Source organism: Curtobacterium sp. MCJR17_055 (assembly GCF_003224335.1).
In the GTDB taxonomy this organism is placed as follows: domain Bacteria; phylum Actinomycetota; class Actinomycetes; order Actinomycetales; family Microbacteriaceae; genus Curtobacterium.
In genome coordinates this window covers 291,824-311,856 of the sequence record NZ_QKLF01000003.1, presented here as the reverse complement: position 1 = coordinate 311,856, position 20,033 = coordinate 291,824, and the positions used below count along the sequence as shown (strand labels likewise).

Here is a 20,033-nt window from a genome sequence, read left to right as displayed (position 1 = left end):
GGGACGGATCGGGAGCGCCGCCGTCGGGTGTGTCAGACCGCGCGGGCGGTCCAGCGCCCGGCGTCCTTCGAGACGGTGAGCTCGACGCCGAACGCGGTGGTCAGCGTCTCGGCGGTCAGGACCTCGTCGATCGGGCCCGCGGCCTGCACGTGACCGTCCGACAGGACCAGGGCGTGCGTGAAGCCCGCCGGGATCTCCTCGACGTGGTGGGTGACGATGACGATCGCGGGCGAGTCCTCGCTCTGCGCGTAGCCGCCGAGGGTGCGCACGAGGCTCTCGCGGGCCCCGAGGTCGAGCGAGGCGGCCGGCTCGTCGAGGAACAGCACCTCGGGGTCGGTCATCACGGCGCGGGCGATCTGGACCCGCTTCTGCTCGCCGTCGCTCAGCTCGCCGAAGGTCCGGTCGGTGAAGGCGCCGAGGCCCCACTCCTCGAGCACGCGCTGCGCACGACGGACGTCGAGCTCCTCGTACTCCTCGTTCCAGCGGCCCGTGACCGAGTACGCGGCGGTGAGCACGACGTCGATGACCTTCTCCGTCACCGGGATGCGGCGCGCCAGGGCGGTCGACGCGAAGCCGATCCGCGGGCGGAGGTCGAACAGGTCGGCGCCGCCGAGCTCGGTGCCGAGGACCTCGACGTCACCCGACGTCGGGAAGGTCTGCGCGCCGGCGACCTGCAGCAGCGTGGTCTTGCCGGCACCGTTCGCACCGAGCACCACCCAGCGCTCGTCGTCCCGCACCTCCCACGAGATCCCGTCGAGGATGGTGGCCCCGTTGCGGACCACGGAGACGTCTGACAAGCGCACGACCGAGGGCATGCACCCAGCCTACGCGAGCGGGCTCCGCTCCCCCGTCAGCGCCGCGCTCGACGGGCAGGAGCCGCGACGGACGGGAGGCCCGGTGCCGGTCACGGGGACCGGCACCGGGCCTCCAGGCCGGCGCGTCAGCGACCGGCGAGGACCTGGTCGTAGACCGCGCGCGTCTTCGTGGCGATGGCGCCCCAGGTGAACTCGCTCTCGACCCGCAGGCGACCGGCGCGGCCCATGAGCTTCGCGAGCCCGAGGTCGCCGAGCACCTCGTTGAGGGTCGCGGCGAGGTCGGCGACGTACCGATCCGGGTCGGTCGGGGTGCCGGTGCCGTCGGTCGCCTGGTCGATCGGCACGATCCGACCGGTCAGCCCGTCGGCGACGACCTCGGGGATCCCGCCGGTCTTCGTGCCGACGACGGGGATGCCGCATGCCATGGCCTCGAGGTTGACGATCCCGAGCGGTTCGTAGATCGAAGGGCAGACGAACACCGTCGCGCTCGACAGCACGTGCACGATCTCGCGGTGCTCGAGCATCCGGTCGATCCAGACGACGCCGCTGCGACGGGTCCGGAGGTCCTCGACGAGTCCGGTGACCTCGGCGAGGATCTCGGGTGTGTCGGGCGCGCCGGCACAGAGCACGACCTGGACGTCCTCGGGCAGCGAGGCCACCGCGCGGAGCAGGTACGGCAGGCCCTTCTGCCGGGTGATGCGGCCGACGAAGACGACGCTCGGGCGGTCCGGGTCGATGCCGAGCGCGCGGACGGCGTCGTCGTCGCGTTCGGGCTTCCAGTCGTCGATGTCGATGCCGTTGTAGACGACCTTGACGCGGTCCGGGTCGATCGACGGGTACGAGCGGAGGATGTCCGCGCGCATCGCCTTCGACACCGCGACGACGCCGTCGGCGTTCGTGAACGCCTCGCGCTCCATCCAGCTCGACAGGCGGTACCCGCCGCCGAGCTGCTCGGCCTTCCACGGGCGGAGCGGCTCCAGGCTGTGCGCGGTCACGACGTGCGGGATGCCGTGCGTCAACTGCGCCAACCGGCCCGCGGAGTTCGCGTACCAGGTGTGGGAGTGCACGAGGTCGGCACCCTCGACGTCCGCCGCGATCTGCACGTCGGTGCCGAGCGCCTGGAGCGCGCCGTTCGCCTGTTCGAGCCCTGCAGGGGTGCGGTACGCCCACACCCCCTCCTCGTCGCGGAACCCGCCGAACGCCCGGACACGGACGTCGGTGTCCGTCCCGGACCGCAGCGCCGCGGTCAGCTGGGCAACGTGGACACCGGCTCCGCCGTACACCTCTGGCGGATACTCCCTGGTCAGTAGATCGACTCGCACGCGTTCACGGTAACGGTTTCCCAGTGCTGACGCCTACTGTGAACGACATGGCAACGAAGAAGGTATTCGGCATCGTCCTCGCCGGCGGCGAGGGCAAACGACTCATGCCGCTCACCGCGGACCGTGCGAAGCCGGCCGTGCCGTTCGGTGGGAACTTCCGCCTCGTGGACTTCGCGCTGTCGAACCTGGTCAACTCCGGGCTCCAGCGCATCGTCGTCCTGACGCAGTACAAGTCGCACTCACTGGACCGGCACGTCTCGCAGACCTGGCGCATGGAGGGGCTGCTCGGCTCCTACGTGGCCTCGGTCCCCGCGCAGCAGCGGCTCGGCAAGCGCTGGTTCGCCGGCTCGGCCGACGCGATCCTGCAGTCCCTCAACCTGATGCGCGACGAGCGGCCCGACATCGTCGTCGTGGTCGGCGCCGACCACGTGTACCGGATGGACTTCTCGCAGATGGTGGAGGCCCACATCGCCTCCGGTCGCAGCGCCACCGTCGCCGCGATCCGGCAGCCGATCGAGCTCGCCGACCAGTTCGGCGTCATCAAGGTCGACGACGCGGACCCGACCCGCATCGAGGCCTTCCTCGAGAAGCCGAAGGACGCCACCGGCCTGCCGGACTCCCCGGGCGAGGTGCTCGCGTCGATGGGCAACTACGTGTTCGACGCCGACGCCCTCGTCGACGCGGTCCTGCGGGACGGCCAGATCGAGACATCGAACCACGACATGGGTGGCGACATCATCCCGGACTTCGTCGCGCGCGGCGACGCCGGCGTCTACGACCTGCAGCGCAACGAGGTGCCCGGGTCGAACGACCGCGACAAGTACTACTGGCGGGACGTGGGCACGATCGACTCGTTCTTCGACGCGCACATGGACCTCATCGCACCCGTGCCCGTCTTCAACCTGTACAACCAGGACTGGCCGATCTTCAACCAGCAGACGAACCTGCCCCCGGCCAAGTTCGTGCGCGACGCGAACGGCAACACCGGCGCGACGGTCGACTCGATCGTCTCCCTCGGGTGCCTGCTCTCCGGCGCCCAGGTCGAACGCAGCGTCATCGGCCCGTGGGCGACCATCGACTCGCAGGCGCGGGTCCTCGACTCGATCGTCTTCGAACGGGCGACCATCGGGGCGGGTGCCGTGGTGAACCGCGCGATCCTCGACAAGGACGTCGTCCTCGCCCCCGGTGCCTCGGTCGGTCTCGACCGCGAGGCCGACGAGGCCCGCGGGTTCACCGTGACCGACTCCGGGATCACCGTCGTCGGCAAGGGCGTCCGCGTCGAGGCCTGAGCCACCGTCCGACCCGACGAGGACCCCGTCGCCCGCTCCGGGTGGCGGGGTCCTCGTCGTCGGCCGTGACGCCGGCCACCGTCACACGACCGGGCGTCCCGGTAGCGTGGTCGGGTGCCGCGCTTCCTCGTCGTCCTCGATGCCGACTCCACCCTGCTCGAGGACGAGGTCATCGAACTCCTCGCCGACGCCGCCGGGACCCGGCCACGTGTCCAGGCTGTCACGGAGCGGGCCATGCGCGGCGAGATCGACTTCGCGGCGAGCCTCCGGGAGCGGGTCGCGACGCTGGCGGGCCTCCCGGTCGGGGTGTTCGCCGAGGCGCAGCAGGCCGTCCGGGTCACGGACGGTGCGCGCGAGCTCGTCGAGGGCGTCCACGCCGCCGGTGGGACGGTCGGCGTCGTGTCGGGCGGGTTCCACGAGGTCCTCGACCCGTTCGCCGACGCACTCGGGCTGGACCACTGCCGGGCGAACCGCCTCGAGGTGCGCGACGGCGTGCTGACCGGCCAGGTGCTCGGGGCCGTCGTCGACGCACGGGCGAAGGCGGACTCGCTGCTCGCCTGGGGCGCGGCGGACGGGGTCGACCCGGCACGCACGGTGGCGGTGGGCGACGGCGCGAACGACCTCGGGATGATGGCCGTCGCGGGGCTCGCCGTCGCGTTCGACGCGAAGCCCCGGGTCCGCGCCGAGGCCGACGTGGCCGTGGTCGACCGCGACCTGTCGGTCGTCCTCGCGGCGCTCGGCCTGCGCGGCTGAGGCCAGCCACCGGGGCGTCGCCGGGCGGCGCGCTGCCTGCGACGGACCCGGAGGCGCAGCCCGTCAGTGGCCCATGCCGAGGCCGCCGTCGACCGGGATGACCGCGCCCGAGATGTAGCCGGCACCGTCGCCGGCGAGGAACAGCGTCGCGTCCGCGACGTCGTCCACGCTGCCGTAGCGCGCGGCCGGGATCGCCTTCTTGAACTCGGCCTGCAGCTCCTCCGAGAGGGCAGCGGTCATGTCCGTCTGGATGAACCCGGGAGCGACGACGTTCGCGGTGATGCCGCGTGACCCGAGCTCGCGCGTGATGGAGCGGGCCATGCCGACCAGGGCGGCCTTCGACGACGCGTAGTTGACCTGCCCGATCTGACCGTAGGCGCCGACGACGCTCGACATGAGGACGATCCGGCCGAACTTCGCCTTCATCATCCCCTTCGTCGCGCGCTTGACCACGCGGAAGGTCCCGGTGAGGTTCGTGTCGACCACGCTCGTGAAGTCCTCCTCCGACATGCGGAGCAGGAGCTGGTCGTTCGTGATGCCGGCGTTCGCGACGAGCACCTCGACCGGGCCGAGCGCGGCTTCGACCTCGGTGAAGGCCCGGTCGACCGATGCGGTGTCGGTGATGTCCGCCTGCACGGTGAGCGCACCCTCGGGGCCGCCCTGGCCGTTCCGCGACGTGACCGCGACGCGGTGCCCCGCGGCGACGAACCGGACCGCGAGCGCGTGGCCGATGCCGCGGTTGCCGCCGGTGATGAGGACGGTACGGGGGGTGGTCATGGGCGCTCCGTTCGTTGGTGGTCGATGGCGGTCGCGGACGCCGGGCCCGGACACGCCCGCACGAGCCTAGCGGTGCGCTCCGGGCGAACGGCCGGTCCCCGCACGGGCCCGCCGTTGTCGTACCCCGGGCGTAAACTGGAGGCCGGCAGACGGAGACCCCACCGCATGAACCGCAAGACGCAGAGCACGCAGCGCATCCAGCTCCAGCGCACGACCCCGGAGCACGTCACCGCGCGCCCGACGGCCGCGCAGAACGTCACGACCCTCCCCGACAACCCGGAGATCGACCGCGCCCACCGGCTCTCCCGCTACGTCTGGCAGATGGCGTTCCGCGTCCTCTGCTTCGTGGCGGCGGTGCTCATCTGGAGCGCCTGGCACAGCTGGATCGCGGTCGTGCCCATCGTCGCGGCAGCGATCGTGCCCTGGGTGGCCGTCGTCCTCGCGAACGCGGGCAACCGGACCGGCGGCGACGTCGTCCGCCCCGGCGGAGCGGTCGAGCTGTACGCCGCTGACACCCGCCTCCGCGACGAGCAGGAAGAAGCCCGCGCCCAGGCGTACCGTTCCGAGCAGGAGCGGCTCCGCGACGCCGCGCAGCGCGCGCAGGAGGACTGGCAGCGCAACGGCGACCGGTCACGGGTGTGGCCGACGCGCAACGGCGGCCGCCGCTGATGGGAGCGACGTTCGACCTGTTCACCGAGCCCGGGGCGACGCCGGTCTGCTCGCGGGCCGGGTGCTCGTCGACGGCGGCCTGGCGTGTGAACTGGCGCAACCCGCGCATCCACGCTGCCGACCGGGTGAAGATCTGGGCGGCGTGTGACGAACACCGCGGCTTCCTCGCGGACTACCTCCGGTCCCGGTCCTTCCCCGTGCGGGTGACCGGCATCGACGAGGACGTGGACGACCTCGACGACACCGCGGCCCGCGCCGCGGGTGACGGGCGATGACGGACGGCTTCGACCCCGGATCCCGGTACGGTCGCCGCCATGCAGAGCGGCTCCGCCGGGCCGCCGCGCGTCCCGCCGCGGACACGGACGACCACAGCGACGGCACCGGGAGACCGGGCGAGCCGTTCGTCGGGTGGCGCTTCGTCCGGAGCCGCCGGTGGCTCGGGTACTTCGCGATCGCCGTCGCCTTCGCGGTCGTGTGCGCCCTGTTCGGCATGTGGCAGTGGGACCGTCGGAACGAGGCGGTCCGACAGAACGCCCAGATCGCCGCGAACTACGACCACGCTCCGGTCCCCCTCGACGACGTCCTCCCCCGCGCCGACACGTGGCGCGAGGACCTCACCTGGCTCCGGGTCAGCGTCACCGGCCGGTACGACACCGACCACCAGATGCTCGTCCGGAACCGGGTGCACAACGGTCAGCCCGGGTTCGAGGTGCTCACCCCGCTCGTCACCGCCGACGGCCGGGCGTTCGTCGTGGACCGCGGCTGGGTGCCGACGGGGAACCGCCAGGACAGCCCGGACGACGTCCCCGCCCCGCCGAGCGGGACCGTGAGCGTCGTCGTGCGGTTGCAGGAGTCCGAGCCACGCATCCCCGGCCGCAGCGACCCGGCGGGCTCCGACCAGGTGCAGTCGGTCACGCTCGCCGACGTCGCGGACAAGGCGGGACACCCCATCTGGACCGGTGCCTACGGGCAGCTCGACAGCGAGTCCCCGGCGCCGGCCGAGGCCCGACCGCTCGGGTGGGAACGCCCGAGCGCCGACACCGGCCTGCACTTCAGCTACTTCATCCAGTGGTTCCTGTTCGCGGTCGGCGGGTTCGGCTTCCTCGGCTACGTCATGCTGCAGGAGTACCGGAAGCTCAACCAGGACGACCCCGAGGAGCGGGAACGCGCGCTCGACCGGCAGCGTCGCAAGGAGACGAAGCCGAAGTCGGACGCCGAGATCGAGGACGAGCTCCTCGAGTCGCGGCGCTGAGCCGGCCGGTCACCGCGCTCGGCCGCGCATCCGCCGCGCCACTACGCGAGCTCGATGAGCTCCGCGTACTCCTTGTTCCAGTGGTCCTCGGTGCCGTCCGGGAGCAGCAGGACACGCTCCGGGTTGAGCGCCTCCACCGCGCCGGCGTCGTGCGACACGAGGACGACGGCGCCCTCGAAGCCGGCCAGGGCACCCAGGATCTCCTCGCGCGACGCCGGGTCGAGGTTGTTCGTCGGCTCGTCGAGCAGCAGCACGTTCGCGCCCGAGACCACGATCATCGCGAGCGACAGGCGGGTCTTCTCGCCGCCGGAGAGCACGCCGGCCTTCTTGTAGCCGTCGTCACCCGTGAACAGGAACGAGCCGAGCACCCGACGGGCCTCGGTCTCGTTGAGGTCGGTCGACGCGGAGACCATGTTCTCGATCACCGTGCGGTTGACGTCGATGTTCTCGTGCTCCTGGGCGTAGTAGCCGATGCGCAGGCCGTGGCCGGGCTGGATCTGCCCCGTGTCCGGCTGGTCCGCGCCGGCCAGGATGCGCAGGAGGGTGGTCTTGCCGGCGCCGTTGAAGCCTAGGATGACCACGCGCGAACCGCGGTCGATCGCCAGGTCGACACCCGCGAAGATCTCCAGCGACCCGTAGGACTTCGACAGCCCCTCGGCCATCAGCGGCGTCCGGCCGCAGGGAGCCGGCGTGGGGAACCGGATCTTGGCCACCCGGTCTGCGACACGCTCGTCCTCGAGACCGGCGAGCAGCTTCTCGGCACGAGCGACCATCTGGTGCGCTGCCGCCGCCTTCGACGCCTTCGCACCGAAGCGGGCGGCCTGGTCCTTGAGCGTCGCCGCCTTCTTCTCGGCACCGGCGCGCTCCTTGCGGCGACGCTCCTCGTCGGCGACGCGCTGCCGCTGGTACAGCTTCCAGCCCATGTTGTAGATGTCGATGGTCTGGCGGTTGGCGTCCAGGTAGAACACGCGGTTGACGACCTCTTCGACGAGCTCGACGTCGTGCGAGATCACGATGACGCCGCCGGGGTAGGTCTTGAGGTGCTCGCGCAGCCAGACGACCGAGTCCGCGTCGAGGTGGTTGGTCGGCTCGTCGAGGATCATCGTGTCCGCGTCGGAGAACAGGATGCGCGCGAGCTCGATGCGGCGGCGCTGCCCACCGGACAGCGTCTTCAGCTGCTGGTCGAGGATGCGGTCCGGCAACTTCAGGTTCGAGGCGATCGACGCCGCTTCCGCCTCGGCTGCGTACCCGCCCAGGGCGTTGAACTCGTCGTCGAGTCGCGAGTAGCGCTTCATCGCCTTCTCGGCGACCGCCGCGTCCTCACTGGCCATGTCGATCGTCGCCTTGCGGATCCCGTCGACGAGCTCGCCGAGACCGCGGGCATCGAGGATGCGCTTCCGCGCCGTGTCCTCCGGGTTGCCGGACCGAGGGTCCTGCGGCAGGTAGCCGATCTCGCCGGAGCGGTCGATCTTGCCGTCGGTCGGGGCGGTCTCCCCCGCCAGCGCCTTGGTCATCGTGGTCTTGCCGGCGCCGTTGCGGCCGACGAGGCCGATCTTGTCCCCCCGCTCGACGCGGAAGGACACGTTCTCCATCAGGAGGCGAGCCCCGACGCGGATCTCGAGGTCGTGCACGGCAAGCACAGAGGTCGTCCAATCAGTTGGTGGATGTGCACAACGGTGTGTGCGGGAGGTGCACCGCTACGCTGACGGGACCGATGGTCCGAAACGGACCAGCAGTCCATTCTAGGAGAATCCATGACGAACGCCACCGGGTTCGCTCCCCGCGCAGTCCTCGCCGACCGTCTGCGCACGCACGGCCTCGCCACCGACGCCGCGCTCGTCGCGGGCGGCGCGCTGTTCACCGCCGCGCTCGCGCAGGTCGAGGTGCCGATGTGGCCGGTCCCCGTCACGGGGCAGACCCTGGCCGTCGTCCTCGTCGGCGCGACCCTCGGAGCCCGCCGCGGTGTGCTCTCGATGCTCGTCTACGCGATCGCCGGGCTCGCCGGTGCGCCGTTCTTCGCCGACGCCCAGGGCGGCCTGCAGGCCCTCACCCTGCCGAGCTTCGGGTACGTCATCGGCTTCATCCCCGCGGCCGGCCTCATCGGGTGGCTCGCGCGCCGCAACTGGGACCGCGGGGTCGGTCGCGCCGCAGCGGCCATGCTGCTCGCGAGTGCGGTTCCCTTCGTCACCGGCCTGCCCTACCTCGCGGTGGCCCTCGGCGCCCTCGGTGCTCCGAACGACCTGCAGTCCGTCCTCGCGGCGGGTCTCTACCCCTTCATCGTCGGCGGCATCGCGAAGGCGCTCATCGCCGCTGGCCTGCTGCCCCTCGCCTGGAAGGCGCTCGGCCGCCGCTGATCGCGCTCCGGACCACGTCCGGACAGGAGGCCCGGTACCAGTCGGTACCGGGCCTCCTGTCGTGCGTGCTGGTCGGCTAGATCGAGAAGCCGAGCGCGCGCATCATCTCGCGACCGTCGTCGGTGATCCGCTCCGGACCCCACGGCGGCATCCAGACCCAGTTGATCCGGAAGGCGTCGACGATGCCGTCGAGGGCGTTGGCCGTGTCGTTCTCGATGACGTCGGTCAACGGGCACCCCGCACTCGTCAGCGTCATGCTGATGATGAGGGCGCTCGCTTCGTCGTCCCAGGCGAGGTCGTAGATGAGCCCGAGGTCGACGATGTTCACGCCGAGCTCCGGGTCCTGGACCTCCTTCAGGCCCTCGACGACCTCGTCGAACTTCTCGGGGGCGAGTGTCGTGATCATCGTCACTCCGCCGTGGCCGCAGCGGCCTGCACGTAGCGGTCGTAGCCCTCGTTCTCGAGACGCTCGGCCAGCTCCGGACCGCCCTGCTCCGCGACCTTGCCCGCGACGAACACGTGCACGAAGTCCGGCGTGATGTAGCGGAGGATGCGCGTGTAGTGGGTGATGAGCAGCACGCCGAGCCCGGTCGCGGCCTTCGCGCGGTTGACGCCCTCCGACACGATCTTCAGGGCATCGACGTCGAGGCCGGAGTCGGTCTCGTCGAGCACGGCGAACTTCGGCTTGAGGAGTTCGAGCTGCATGATCTCGTGACGCTTCTTCTCACCACCGGAGAAGCCCTCGTTGACGTTGCGCTCCGCGAAGGACGGGTCCATCTTGAGGTCGGCCATCGACGAGCGGAGGTCCTTGACCCAACCGCGGAGCGCGGGCGCCTCGCCGTCGATCGCGGTCTTCGCCGTGCGGAGGAAGTTCGACACCGTGACGCCGGGGATCTCCACCGGGTACTGCATGGCGAGGAACATGCCCGCTCGGGCGCGCTCGTCGACGCTCATCGCGAGGACGTCCTGCCCGTCGAGCGTGATCGATCCACCGGTCACGTGGTAGCGCGGGTGCCCGGCGATCGTGTAGGCGAGGGTCGACTTGCCGGAGCCGTTCGGACCCATGATCGCGTGGATCTCGCCCTCGTTGATCGTCAGGTCGACGCCCTTGAGGATCTCCTTGGTGCCCTGGTCGGTGTCGATCGAGACCTGCAGGTCGCGGATTTCGAGAGTGGACATTGCGTTCCTTCGGTCGTGGCTGTGGTGCGGCGTCAGCCGCGGAAGAAGTGGACGGGTCAGTCGACCGGGACCGGGTCGTGGACGTCGACGTAGACGTCGCCGTCCCGGACCTCGACCCGGAAGACCGGGACCGGCTCGTACGCCGGGAAGTTCTTCGGCTTGCCGGTCGTCAGGGAGAACTGCGAGCCGTGCGCCCAGCACTCGAGCGAGTCGTCCTCGACGAAGCCCTCGGACAGCGAGATCTCCCCGTGGGTGCAGGTGTCGCCGATGGCGTGCACGGTCCCAGCGGAGTCCTTGACGATCGCGACCGCCGTGCCGTCGACGACGACCCGCATGGGGCTGTCGACGGCGATGTCGCCCTCGGCGCAGACCTTCTCGGCCATCAGGCGTCGGCCCCGGTCGTCCCGGCACCGGTCGACTCGGCGCCGACCAGGTCCGCGGCAGGCCCGGCGAGGACCGTCCGGCCCTCGGCGAGCTCCTGCTCGACCGCGGCGACCAGACGTTCCTCGAGCGCGGGCGCGCCGATCTTCTGGATGACCTCGACGAGGAAGCCGAGGACGACGAGACGCCGTGCCTCCTCCTCGGGGATGCCGCGGGCCTGCAGGTAGAAGAGCTGCTCGTCGTCGAAGCGGCCGGTGGCGCTGGCGTGCCCGGCACCCTCGATGTCCCCGGTCTCGATCTCGAGGTTCGGGATGCTGTCCGCGCGCGTGCCGTCGGTGAGCACGAGGTTCCGGTTCTGCTCGTACGAGTCGGTGCCCGGAGCGGTCCGCCCGATCAGGACGTCCCCGATCCACACCGTGTGCGCGCCGGCGCCCTGCAACGCACCCTTGTAGTTGACGCGGCTGCGGGTGTTCGGTGCGTCGTGGTCGACGTACACCTGCTGCTCGATGTACTGCCCGGCGTCCGCGAAGTACACCCCGTACATCTCCGCGTCGGCGCCCTGCGCGCCGAGGTGCGTCGACGGGTTGACGCGGACGACGTCGCCGCCGAGCGAGACCACCACGTGCTTGAGGAACGCATCGCGGCCGACCTCGGCGAAGTGGGTCGACACGTGCACGGCGTCGTCGTCCCAGTCCTGCACGGTGACGACGGTCAGTCGTGCGCCGTCCCGGACCACGATCTCGAGGTTCTCGCTGAGGAGCGCGGACCCACGGTTGTCGATCACGACGATGCCCTCGGCGTGCTGCTCGGCCGTGATCACGGTGTGCGCGGCACGCGCGTGCGTCCCGAAGTCCGATCGCGTCACGGTCATGGACTCGTGTTCACCGGTCGCCTTCACGGTGATCGCGAGGACGGCGTCACGGGCGCTCCAGGCAGCGGCGGCCGCCCGGTCCTCCGGCAGTCCGGCACCACCGACGCGCGGGTCGTCGCTGCGACCCCATTCGACGTCGGCGCCGGCGGACTGGGTCGCGAGGAAGGGGTACGCCGAGCCGTCCAGCGTGCCCTCGAGGAGCGGCCGGATCTTGTCGAGCGGCGCGAACTTCCAGTTGACCTCTCGGCCGGTCACGGCGGGGAAGGCGCCGACGTCTCCCGAGCGGAACCGCTCGGAACGCGTCTGCACCGGCACCTTGGTGTCCCAGCCGCCGTCGGAGTGCGCCCGGGCGCCGTGCTGGTCCGTACCGCCCGACGTGAGCGTGCTCGCGGGCTCCGTCGGCTGGTCGATGTGGGGAGGAGGGGTGGAGCTGGACATCTAGCCGACGGATCCTTCCATGCTCATCTCGATGAGCTTGTTGAGTTCGAGTGCGTACTCCATCGGGAGCTCGCGAGCGATCGGCTCGATGAACCCGCGCACGATCATCGCCATGGCCTCGTCCTCGGGCATGCCACGCGACATGAGGTAGAACAGCTGCTCCTCGCTGACGCGGGAGACCGTGGCCTCGTGTCCGAGCTGCACGTCGTCCACGCGGATGTCGATCGCCGGGTACGTGTCGCTGCGCGAGACCGTGTCCACGAGCAGCGCGTCACAGCGGACGGTGTTCGCCGAGTGGTGCGCCGCAGGGTCCACGCGGACCTCGCCGCGGTACCCGGCACGACCGCCACCACGGGCGATCGACTTCGAGACGATCGACGACGTCGTGTACGGCGCCATGTGGATCATCTTCGCGCCGGCGTCCTGGTGCTGACCCGGGCCCGCGAAGGCGACCGAGAGGGTCTCGCCCTTGGCGTGCTCGCCGGCCAGGTAGATCGACGGGTACTTCATCGTCACCTTCGAGCCGATGTTGCCGTCGATCCACTCCATGGTGGCGCCCTCGTGCGCGATCGCACGCTTCGTCACGAGGTTGTAGACGTTGTTCGACCAGTTCTGGATCGTTGTGTAGCGCACGCGTGCGTTCTTCTTCACGATGATCTCGACGACGGCGGAGTGCAGGGAGTCCGACTTGTAGATCGGGGCGGTGCAGCCCTCGATGTAGTGGATGTAGGAGTCCTCGTCCGCGATGATCAGCGTCCGCTCGAACTGGCCCATGTTCTCCGTGTTGATGCGGAAGTACGCCTGCAGCGGGATCTCGACGTGGACGCCCTTCGGGACGTAGACGAACGAGCCACCCGACCAGACGGCCGTGTTCAGCGCGGCGAACTTGTTGTCACCGGACGGGATCACGGTGCCGAAGTACTCCTGGAACAGCTCCGGGTGCTCACGCAGCGCCGTGTCGGTGTCCATGAAGATGACACCCTGCTGCTCCAGGTCCTCGCGGATCTGGTGGTAGACGACCTCGGACTCGTACTGCGCGGCGACGCCGGCGACGAGACGCTGACGCTCGGCCTCCGGGATGCCCAGACGCTCGTAGGTCGTCCGGATGTCCTCGGGGAGGTCCTCCCACGACTCGGCCTGGTTCTCCGTCGACTTCACGAAGTACTTGATGTTGTCGAAGTCGATGTCCGACAGGTCCGCACCCCAGGAGGGCATCGGCTTGCGGTCGAAGATCTTCAGCGCCTTGAGGCGGTTCGCCCGCATCCACTCCGGTTCGCCCTTGCGCTCGGAGATGTCGGTGACGACCTCGTCCGAGAGCCCGCGGCGGGCGGAGGCGCCGGCCGCGTCGGAGTCGGCCCAGCCGAATTCGTACTGGCCGAGCCCTTCGAGTTCTGGACGGTCGATGAGCACGTCGGACATGGTCTCCTCGTTTCCTTCTCGCAACAGCGTCTCCGTACAACCCGGTGGTGTCGGACACCATTCCACCGCGGACCGCCGACACGACGGACCGGGTGTTGCTGCCTCGCAACGTCGATGCTTCCACGCAGTCCTGGCATCGAGCGGCGATCTCGGCCCTTTCGGAGCCGGCGCCTGCCTAGACTTGACTGCTGCTGAACCCTCGAATCCTACAGGTCCAGGGCCCGGAACAACAGGAAGGCACCACCCTCGTGACTCGCGTCGCACCGTCCGTCGAGCAGGACACCCCGACCTCGACCCGCTGGTGGTCGCTCCCCCGGGCCGTGGACCGCCGCGTCGTCGTCCTCGCCTGGGCCTCGTTCGTCGTCGAGGTCGTCCTCATCGGCACGGGCGGACTCGTCCGGCTGACGGCGTCCGGTCTCGGGTGCCCCACCTGGCCGAAGTGCACGACGGACTCCCTCGTCTCGACGCCGGAGATGGGCATCCACGGGGTCATCGAGTTCGGCAACCGTCTGCTGACCTTCGTGCTCGTCATCGTCGCGATCGCGATGTTCCTGGCCGTCGTCCGCATGCGCAAGACCCGGCCGGAACTGTTCTGGCTGGCGTTCGCCCAGGGCGCAGCGATCCCGGTCCAGGCCGTGATCGGCGGCGTGTCGGTCATCACGAACCTCAACCCGTACGTGGTCGGGCTGCACTTCGTCGTCTCCGCGGTGCTCACGAGCGTCACCGCCGCACTGGTCTACCGATCGGTCAACGGCCCGCGGGTGCGCGACCGGATCGTCCCCTCGTGGTACTTCGGCGTCGTCCGAGGTGCAGTGGTCGCCGTCGCCGTGACGGTCCTCGTCGGGATCCTCACGACCGGCAGCGGACCGCACGCCGGGGCGAGCGAGCGCGTCGACGGCGGCGCACTGCACCGGACCGGCTTCGACACCGAGCTCCTGCAGCACCTCCACGCGATCCCCGCCTACGTCACGTTCGCGCTCACCCTCGTCCTGGTCATCGGTGCGGTGCGGCTGCGGATGTCGAGCCGGACTCCGCTCCTGCTCCTCGTCGTCGAGTTCGTCCAGATCGCCGTCGGGCTCACCCAGGCGAAGACCGGGCTCCCGGTCGGGCTGGTCGGCGCCCACATGGTCCTCGCCGGGCTGCTCGTGGCGGCGATGACCGCCGTGGTGCTCTCGACGCGGTCGAGTGCCGGACGGCAGGCCGTCCGCGCCTGACGGTCGGCGCCGGGCAGGACGTCCTCCGCGGGACGATCCCGGGGCCCGAGCCGGACGGGAGGCCCGTACCGGTCCCAGCGACGGCTCCCGTCTCGAGTCAGGTGGCGGCGTCGGCGCGCAGCGCCCGTCCCGAGCCGGACCGACGGCACCCTCGAACCCATCCGCGCCTGCCGTCCTGAGCCGGACCGCTGACACGCTCCGGGCCGACCCGTGCGTCCCGCCCTGAGCCGGACGGGTGGCGTGCTCCTGCCTGGCCCGTGCCTCCCGTCCTGAGCGGGACGGTCGTGATCCTGGCCGTCGCGTGCCTCCTGTCCTCACCCTGACGGAATCCGGACGCGGGCCGACCCGCGGGTCCGGACCGAGCCTGGCCGGGCCGGACCGAGCCGGGATGGACGAACCGCGTGCGAACGGGCCGCACCCCCTGGCCCCGCAGACCCGGACCGTGCCACCGTCTCCCTCGTGGAGAGTGGCGCGGACCTGCGTGCAGCTCGAGGGTCCTTCCCCCGCCCCGCCGGCGCCGGTCCACGACGGCCCCGGTCTCCGAGGAGACCGGGGCCGTCGTGACGCGCCTCAGATCGTGAAGGTGAAGACCTGCGGCAGCAGCGGGTCGATGCCCACGGCGATGAAGAGCAACGTCAGGTAGGTGATCGAGCTGCGGAACACGCGCATCGGCTGCACCTGCTCCATGTGCTGGATCGCCCGGTTGTACAGCATGTGCGACTCGACGACGAACCAGATGCCGGCCGCGAGGGCGACCACGGTGTACAGCGGGCCCATGGCCGCCACGGGGACGAGCAGCAGCGAGCAGACCAGCGTCGCCCACGCGTACAGCACGACCTGGAGCCCGACGACCGTGCGGCCGCGGACGACGGCGAGCATCGGGACGTCGGCGGCGTCGTAGTCGTCGCGGTACTTCATCGAGAGCGGCCAGTAGTGCGGCGGCGTCCAGAGGAAGATGACCATGAACAGGATGACCGGTGCCCACGTCAGCGACCCGGTGACGGCGGCCCAGCCGATGAGCACGGGCATGCACCCGGCGGAACCGCCCCAGACGATGTTCTGCGGGGTGCGGCGCTTGAGCCAGAGCGTGTAGACGAAGACGTAGATGAGGATCGCGGCGATGCTGAGGGCGGCGGCGAGCCAGTTCACGAAGACGACGAGGACCACCGTCGACGCGATGCCGAGTGCCCACGAGAAGACCAGTGCCTCGCGGTCGGAGAGCTCGCCGGTCACCAGCGGGCGGGTGCTCGTCCGCTTCATCAGCCGGTCGATGTCGCGGTCGATGTAGCAGTTGAAGGCCGAGGCCGAGCCCGCCGACATCGCGCCGCCGAGCATCGTCCAGAAGACGAGCCACAGGTCGGGCACACCCCGTTCCGCGAGGAACATCGTGGGTGCGGTCGTGACGAGCAGCAACTCCATGACGCGCGGCTTGGTGAGCGAGACGTACGCCCGGACCTTGCGGGACAGCATCGACCGACGAACGGTGTCTGGCCTGGTCACGGTGGCAGTCGGCAAGGGAACCTCAGTCTGTTTCGCTGCAGTCCGCACGCTCGGGTGGACGGCACCGTCGGCGTCCGGGCATGCGTGTCCGCGGAATGGTCGCGGCTCACCGACAGTTTACGCGATCGACGGCGCCACGACGATGTCCCGCCGCCGCCCGTCCCGATCCCGCCATCCACTACCCCGACGGCCGGACACGCCCGGTCGTCGGTCCGGAGCCCGATGACCATCCAGCCTCGCCGGTCACCTGGACACCTTCTGAGTGCCGGTTCACTATGCTGGAGAGGCCCTCCCGCAGCGTGCCCCGATGACGTCGGCCGCGTTCGAGCCGGTCGGCTGCCGGCAACGGCACCGCGACGGAGCCCCGGGTCGGCAACATGTCCGTGCGATGGCACGAGCCCTCGCACATGTCGCATCAATGAAGGGTCAACATCCAAGTGGCTGAATTCACCTGGGACGCCATCGACCGGAAGGCCGTCGACACGGCCCGCGTCCTCGCCGCCGACTCTGTCGAGGCGGCCGGCAACGGTCACCCCGGCACCGCGATGAGCCTCGCGCCGCTGGCTCACCTCCTGTTCCAGAAGGTGATGCGCCGCGACCCGAGCGACTCCACGTGGATCGGCCGCGACCGCTTCATCCTCTCGGCAGGCCACGCCTCGATCCTCCAGTACGTGCAGTTCTACTTGCACGGCTACGGCCTCGAGCTCGACGACCTGCAGCACCTGCGCAAGTGGGGCTCGAAGACCCCGGGCCACCCGGAGTACGGCCACACCGACGGCGTCGAGATCACGACCGGCCCGCTCGGCCAGGGCCTCGCCTCCTCCGTGGGCTTCGCCTACGCGCAGCGCTTCGAGCGCGGCCTGTTCGACCCGGAGACCCCGGCCGGCCAGTCGCCGTTCGACCACTACACCTACGTGATCGCCGGAGACGGTGACATGCAGGAGGGCGTCACGAACGAGGCCGCCAGCCTCGCGGGCCGCCAGCAGCTCGGCAACCTCATCGCCTTCTACGACTCGAACCAGATCTCGATCGAGGACGACACCGACATCGCGTTCTCCGAGGACGTCCACGCCCGCTACGAGGCGCTCGGCTGGCACGTCCAGGTCGTCGACTGGAAGAAGACCGGCGAGTACAGCGAGGACGCCGAAGCGCTCCACGCCGCCGTCGAGGCCGCGAAGCAGGTCCACGACAAGCCGTCGCTCATCGTCCTCAAGACGATCATCGGTTGGCCGTCGCCGACCAAGCAGAACTCCGGCAAGATCCACGGCTCCGCACTCGGCGCCGACGAGCTCAAGGGCCTCAAGGAGGTCCTGGGCTTCGACCCCGAGAAGACCTTCGACGTCGACCCCGAGGTCCTCGACTACACCCGTGGTGCGATCGCCAAGGGCCAGGCCGAGCACGCCGAGTGGCAGAAGTCCTTCGACGCGTGGGCCGCGGCCAACGCCGACAAGAAGGCGCTCTTCGACCGCGTCCAGGCGAAGGAGCTCCCGGAGGGCCTCGAGGCCGCACTGCCGGTCTTCAGCTCCGAGAAGGCCGTCTCGACCCGTGCCGCCTCGGGCAAGGTCATCAACGCCATCGCGCCGCTCATGCCCGAGTTCTGGGGCGGTTCGGCCGACCTGGCCGAGTCGAACCTGACCACGATCGAGGACGGCAAGTCCTTCGGTCCGGCCGAGGCCACGACGAAGACCTGGACCACCGACCCGTTCGGCCGCGTCCTGCACTTCGGCATCCGCGAGCACGCCATGGGCTCGATCCTCAACGGCATCGTCCTGCACGGGAACACCCGTCCCTTCGGCGGCACGTTCCTCATCTTCAGCGACTACATGCGTCCGGCGGTCCGTCTCGCCGCGCTCATGAAGGCGCCGGCGATCTACGTCTGGACGCACGACTCCATCGCCCTCGGCGAGGACGGCCCGACGCACCAGCCGATCGAGCAGATCAGCGCCCTCCGTGCGATCCCGGGTCTCGACGTCGTCCGCCCCGCTGACGCCAACGAGGTCGCGTACGCCTGGCTCGAGATGCTCAAGCACCAGGACCGCCCGGCCGGCATCGCGCTGAGCCGTCAGAACCTCCCGGTCTTCGAGCGTGGTGAGGGCGACGCCTCCGGCGAGACGCTCGCCTCCGCGAAGAACGTCGCCAAGGGCGCCTACGTCCTGGCCGAGGCCCCGAACGGCACGCCGGACGTCATCCTCATCGGCACCGGTTCCGAGGTGCAGATCGCGCTCGACGCGCGTGAGCAGCTCAAGGGCGAGGGCATCAACGCCCGCGTCGTCTCGGCTCCGTCGCTCGAGTGGTTCCACGAGCAGGACGAGGCGTACCGCGAGTCGGTCCTGCCGAAGGCCGTCAAGGCCCGCGTCTCGGTCGAGGCCGGGATCGCGATGAGCTGGCGCGACATCGTCGGTGACGCCGGTCGCAGCGTGTCGATCGAGCACTTCGGTGCCTCGGCCGACTACCAGAAGCTGTTCGAGGAGTTCGGCTTCACCACCGAGCACGTCGTCTCGGCGGCCAAGGAATCGATCGCAGCAGCCTCCTGACCCCCTGGGCCGGGCCCGGACTCCGGGCCCGGCCCTTCCGTACGGGAGGCCCGCGGCGACTCCGCCACGGACCTCCCGTCCCGGGGGCACGTCCCCCGCACAGACCCCGGCTCGAGCAGCCGACGAACGAAACGAAGAAGAGAAGAAGCGAATGACTGACACCACTCCCACCGAAGCCCTCTCCGCCGTCGGCGTGAGCATCTGGCTCGACGACCTGTCCCGCGAGCTCCTCGAGACCGGCCGTCTCGAGAACCTCATCGCGGACCGCAACGTCGTCGGCGTCACCACCAACCCGACGATCTTCGCCTCGGCCCTCGCCAAGGGCGAGCGCTACGACGCGCAGGTCAAGGAGCTGGCCGCGGCCGGTACCGACGTGACCAACGCGATCTTCGAGATCACGACGCGTGACGTCGCCGACGCGTCGGACATCTTCGCCCCGATCTACGCCTCCTCGAACGGCTTCGACGGCCGCGTCTCGATCGAGGTCGAGCCGGGTCTCGCGCACGACACGGCGAAGACCATCGAGCAGGCGAAGTTCCTGTTCGACAAGGTCGGCAAGGAGAACGTCCTCATCAAGATCCCGGCGACGGTCGACGGCCTCGAGGCCATCACCGAGGTCATCGGCGCGGGCATCTCGGTCAACGTCACCCTGATCTTCTCGCTCGAGCGCTACCGCGCCGTCATCGACGCCTACCTCGGCGGGCTCGAGAAGGCCAAGGCCGCCGGCCACGACCTGTCGAAGATCCACTCGGTCGCGTCGTTCTTCGTGTCGCGCGTCGACTCCGAGATCGACAAGCGTCTCGACGCCATCGGCTCCGACGAGGCCACCGCGCTCAAGTCCAAGGCGGGCATCGCCAACGCCCAGCTCGCCTACCAGGTCTGGACCCAGGCCTTCGCGACCGAGCGTGCCCTCGGCCTGCTCGAGTCCGGCGCGAACACGCAGCGCCCGCTGTGGGCCTCGACCGGCGTCAAGGACCCGTCGCTGCCCGACACGCTCTACGTGACCGAGCTCGCCGCCCCGAACACCGTCAACACGATGCCGGGCAAGACCCTCGAGGCGACGTTCGACCACGGCGAGGTCCACGGCGACGCGATCGCCGGCACCTTCGACGACGCGAACCAGGTCATGGACCAGCTCGCTGCCGTCGGTGTCGACTACGACGACGTCGTCGCGCTGCTCGAGAAGGAAGCCGTCGAGAAGTTCAACGTCTCGTGGGGCGAGCTCGTCGACACGGTCCAGACCGCGCTCGAGAACGCCAAGTAGGA

At 70.2% G+C, this 20,033-nt stretch carries 19 protein-coding genes; 9 read left to right on the top strand and 10 right to left on the bottom strand.

Going from position 1 to position 20,033, the window contains the following annotated elements; genetic code table 11:
* Nucleotides 1-32 precede the first annotated feature (32 nt).
* Nucleotides 33-815 carry an ABC transporter ATP-binding protein gene (locus DEJ16_RS08900; protein WP_110825001.1) on the bottom strand — a complete coding sequence of 261 codons (783 nt, stop codon included), beginning with the start codon at nucleotides 813-815 and terminating at the stop codon, nucleotides 33-35.
* Nucleotides 816-940: 125 nt separating this feature from the next.
* Nucleotides 941-2,137 carry a glycogen synthase gene (glgA, locus tag DEJ16_RS08895; RefSeq protein ID WP_110825002.1) on the bottom strand — a complete coding sequence of 399 codons (1,197 nt, stop codon included), beginning with the start codon at nucleotides 2,135-2,137 and terminating at the stop codon, nucleotides 941-943.
* A 47-nt stretch (nucleotides 2,138-2,184) separates the two neighbouring features.
* Here glgA and glgC point away from each other — a divergent pair, with 47 nt between their 5' ends.
* Both glgC and serB read left to right on the top strand, forming a co-directional pair.
* Nucleotides 2,185-3,426: a glucose-1-phosphate adenylyltransferase gene (gene glgC / locus DEJ16_RS08890; RefSeq protein ID WP_110825003.1), complete on the top strand. Its 1,242-nt coding sequence runs from the start codon at nucleotides 2,185-2,187 to the stop codon at nucleotides 3,424-3,426.
* 114 nt (nucleotides 3,427-3,540) lie between these two features.
* The gene (gene serB, locus DEJ16_RS08885) at nucleotides 3,541-4,179 is read left to right on the top strand and encodes a phosphoserine phosphatase SerB (protein ID WP_110825004.1); all 639 of its coding nucleotides are present in this window, start codon (nucleotides 3,541-3,543) and stop codon (nucleotides 4,177-4,179) included.
* Nucleotides 4,180-4,242: 63 nt separating this feature from the next.
* On the opposite strand, the gene fabG is transcribed toward serB, so the two are convergent.
* Entirely contained in the window at nucleotides 4,243-4,956 is a 714-nt protein-coding gene (gene fabG / locus DEJ16_RS08880) for a 3-oxoacyl-ACP reductase FabG (RefSeq protein WP_110825005.1), read from the bottom strand.
* A 165-nt stretch (nucleotides 4,957-5,121) separates the two neighbouring features.
* Between fabG and DEJ16_RS08875 the strand changes: the two genes are divergently transcribed.
* The 3 genes from DEJ16_RS08875 to DEJ16_RS08865 are packed head-to-tail and all read left to right on the top strand — an operon-like array spanning nucleotide 5,122 to nucleotide 6,877.
* Nucleotides 5,122-5,625 (top strand): DUF3099 domain-containing protein, encoded by a 504-nt coding sequence (locus DEJ16_RS08875; protein ID WP_110825006.1) that lies wholly within the window; start codon nucleotides 5,122-5,124, stop codon nucleotides 5,623-5,625.
* Nucleotides 5,625-5,900 (top strand): hypothetical protein, encoded by a 276-nt coding sequence (locus DEJ16_RS08870; protein ID WP_110825213.1) that lies wholly within the window; start codon nucleotides 5,625-5,627, stop codon nucleotides 5,898-5,900. Before DEJ16_RS08875 ends, DEJ16_RS08870 begins: the two co-directional genes overlap by 1 nt.
* A complete protein-coding gene (locus tag DEJ16_RS08865) occupies nucleotides 5,897-6,877 on the top strand; it encodes an SURF1 family protein (protein ID WP_110825007.1) in 981 nt (326 codons plus the stop codon). The genes DEJ16_RS08870 and DEJ16_RS08865 overlap by 4 nt, the downstream gene beginning before the upstream one ends.
* Before the next feature lie 41 nt (nucleotides 6,878-6,918).
* Here DEJ16_RS08865 and DEJ16_RS08860 read toward each other — a convergent pair whose 3' ends face one another.
* A complete protein-coding gene (locus DEJ16_RS08860) occupies nucleotides 6,919-8,517 on the bottom strand; it encodes an ABC-F family ATP-binding cassette domain-containing protein (protein ID WP_110825008.1) in 1,599 nt (532 codons plus the stop codon).
* Between the two features lie 114 nt (nucleotides 8,518-8,631).
* Here DEJ16_RS08860 and DEJ16_RS08855 point away from each other — a divergent pair, with 114 nt between their 5' ends.
* Nucleotides 8,632-9,231 carry a biotin transporter BioY gene (locus DEJ16_RS08855; RefSeq protein WP_110825009.1) on the top strand — a complete coding sequence of 200 codons (600 nt, stop codon included), beginning with the start codon at nucleotides 8,632-8,634 and terminating at the stop codon, nucleotides 9,229-9,231.
* Nucleotides 9,232-9,307: 76 nt separating this feature from the next.
* Here DEJ16_RS08855 and DEJ16_RS08850 read toward each other — a convergent pair whose 3' ends face one another.
* Genes DEJ16_RS08850 through sufB form a run of 5 tightly spaced genes read right to left on the bottom strand, consistent with a single transcriptional unit; the run spans nucleotide 9,308 to nucleotide 13,519 of the window.
* A complete protein-coding gene (locus tag DEJ16_RS08850) occupies nucleotides 9,308-9,637 on the bottom strand; it encodes a metal-sulfur cluster assembly factor (RefSeq protein ID WP_110825214.1) in 330 nt (109 codons plus the stop codon).
* A gap of 2 nt (nucleotides 9,638-9,639) precedes the next feature.
* The gene (gene sufC / locus DEJ16_RS08845; protein WP_110825010.1) at nucleotides 9,640-10,410 is read right to left on the bottom strand and encodes a Fe-S cluster assembly ATPase SufC; all 771 of its coding nucleotides are present in this window, start codon (nucleotides 10,408-10,410) and stop codon (nucleotides 9,640-9,642) included.
* 56 nt (nucleotides 10,411-10,466) lie between these two features.
* The gene (locus DEJ16_RS08840) at nucleotides 10,467-10,793 is read right to left on the bottom strand and encodes a non-heme iron oxygenase ferredoxin subunit (protein WP_110825011.1); all 327 of its coding nucleotides are present in this window, start codon (nucleotides 10,791-10,793) and stop codon (nucleotides 10,467-10,469) included.
* Nucleotides 10,793-12,100 carry a Fe-S cluster assembly protein SufD gene (gene sufD, locus DEJ16_RS08835; protein WP_110825012.1) on the bottom strand — a complete coding sequence of 436 codons (1,308 nt, stop codon included), beginning with the start codon at nucleotides 12,098-12,100 and terminating at the stop codon, nucleotides 10,793-10,795. Before sufD ends, DEJ16_RS08840 begins: the two co-directional genes overlap by 1 nt.
* Nucleotides 12,101-13,519 carry a Fe-S cluster assembly protein SufB gene (sufB, locus tag DEJ16_RS08830; RefSeq protein WP_110825013.1) on the bottom strand — a complete coding sequence of 473 codons (1,419 nt, stop codon included), beginning with the start codon at nucleotides 13,517-13,519 and terminating at the stop codon, nucleotides 12,101-12,103. It lies immediately after the preceding gene.
* Nucleotides 13,520-13,767: 248 nt separating this feature from the next.
* Between sufB and DEJ16_RS08825 the strand changes: the two genes are divergently transcribed.
* Entirely contained in the window at nucleotides 13,768-14,733 is a 966-nt protein-coding gene (locus tag DEJ16_RS08825) for a heme A synthase (RefSeq protein WP_110825014.1), read from the top strand.
* 570 nt (nucleotides 14,734-15,303) lie between these two features.
* Here the strand turns inward: DEJ16_RS08825 and DEJ16_RS08820 are convergent.
* On the bottom strand, nucleotides 15,304-16,233 hold the full coding sequence (locus DEJ16_RS08820) for a heme o synthase (protein ID WP_181419534.1): 930 nt from the start codon (nucleotides 16,231-16,233) through the stop codon (nucleotides 15,304-15,306).
* A gap of 437 nt (nucleotides 16,234-16,670) precedes the next feature.
* On the opposite strand from DEJ16_RS08820, the gene tkt reads away from it, so the two are divergent.
* The gene (gene tkt, locus DEJ16_RS08815) at nucleotides 16,671-18,767 is read left to right on the top strand and encodes a transketolase (RefSeq protein ID WP_110825016.1); all 2,097 of its coding nucleotides are present in this window, start codon (nucleotides 16,671-16,673) and stop codon (nucleotides 18,765-18,767) included.
* A 151-nt stretch (nucleotides 18,768-18,918) separates the two neighbouring features.
* Complete coding sequence (gene tal / locus DEJ16_RS08810; protein ID WP_110825017.1) at nucleotides 18,919-20,031, top strand: transaldolase; 1,113 nt, start codon at nucleotides 18,919-18,921, stop codon at nucleotides 20,029-20,031.
* Nucleotides 20,032-20,033: the final 2 nt, after the last annotated feature.

Bases quoted from the DNA above. Each gene is read 5' to 3' on its own strand.
- DEJ16_RS08900 (WP_110825001.1), bottom strand. From the start codon at position 815: ATGCCCTCGGTCGTGCGCTTGTCAGACGTCTCCGTGGTCCGCAACGGG.
- sufB (WP_110825013.1), bottom strand. From the start codon at position 13,519: ATGTCCGACGTGCTCATCGACCGTCCAGAACTCGAAGGGCTCGGCCAG.
- DEJ16_RS08840 (WP_110825011.1), bottom strand. From the start codon at position 10,793: ATGGCCGAGAAGGTCTGCGCCGAGGGCGACATCGCCGTCGACAGCCCC.
- sufC (WP_110825010.1), bottom strand. From the start codon at position 10,410: ATGTCCACTCTCGAAATCCGCGACCTGCAGGTCTCGATCGACACCGAC.
- fabG (WP_110825005.1), bottom strand. From the start codon at position 4,956: ATGACCACCCCCCGTACCGTCCTCATCACCGGCGGCAACCGCGGCATC.
- DEJ16_RS08865 (WP_110825007.1), top strand. From the start codon at position 5,897: ATGACGGACGGCTTCGACCCCGGATCCCGGTACGGTCGCCGCCATGCA.
- DEJ16_RS08870 (WP_110825213.1), top strand. From the start codon at position 5,625: ATGGGAGCGACGTTCGACCTGTTCACCGAGCCCGGGGCGACGCCGGTC.
- sufD (WP_110825012.1), bottom strand. From the start codon at position 12,100: ATGTCCAGCTCCACCCCTCCTCCCCACATCGACCAGCCGACGGAGCCC.
- DEJ16_RS08850 (WP_110825214.1), bottom strand. From the start codon at position 9,637: ATGATCACGACACTCGCCCCCGAGAAGTTCGACGAGGTCGTCGAGGGC.
- tal (WP_110825017.1), top strand. From the start codon at position 18,919: ATGACTGACACCACTCCCACCGAAGCCCTCTCCGCCGTCGGCGTGAGC.
- glgC (WP_110825003.1), top strand. From the start codon at position 2,185: ATGGCAACGAAGAAGGTATTCGGCATCGTCCTCGCCGGCGGCGAGGGC.
- DEJ16_RS08855 (WP_110825009.1), top strand. From the start codon at position 8,632: ATGACGAACGCCACCGGGTTCGCTCCCCGCGCAGTCCTCGCCGACCGT.
- DEJ16_RS08875 (WP_110825006.1), top strand. From the start codon at position 5,122: ATGAACCGCAAGACGCAGAGCACGCAGCGCATCCAGCTCCAGCGCACG.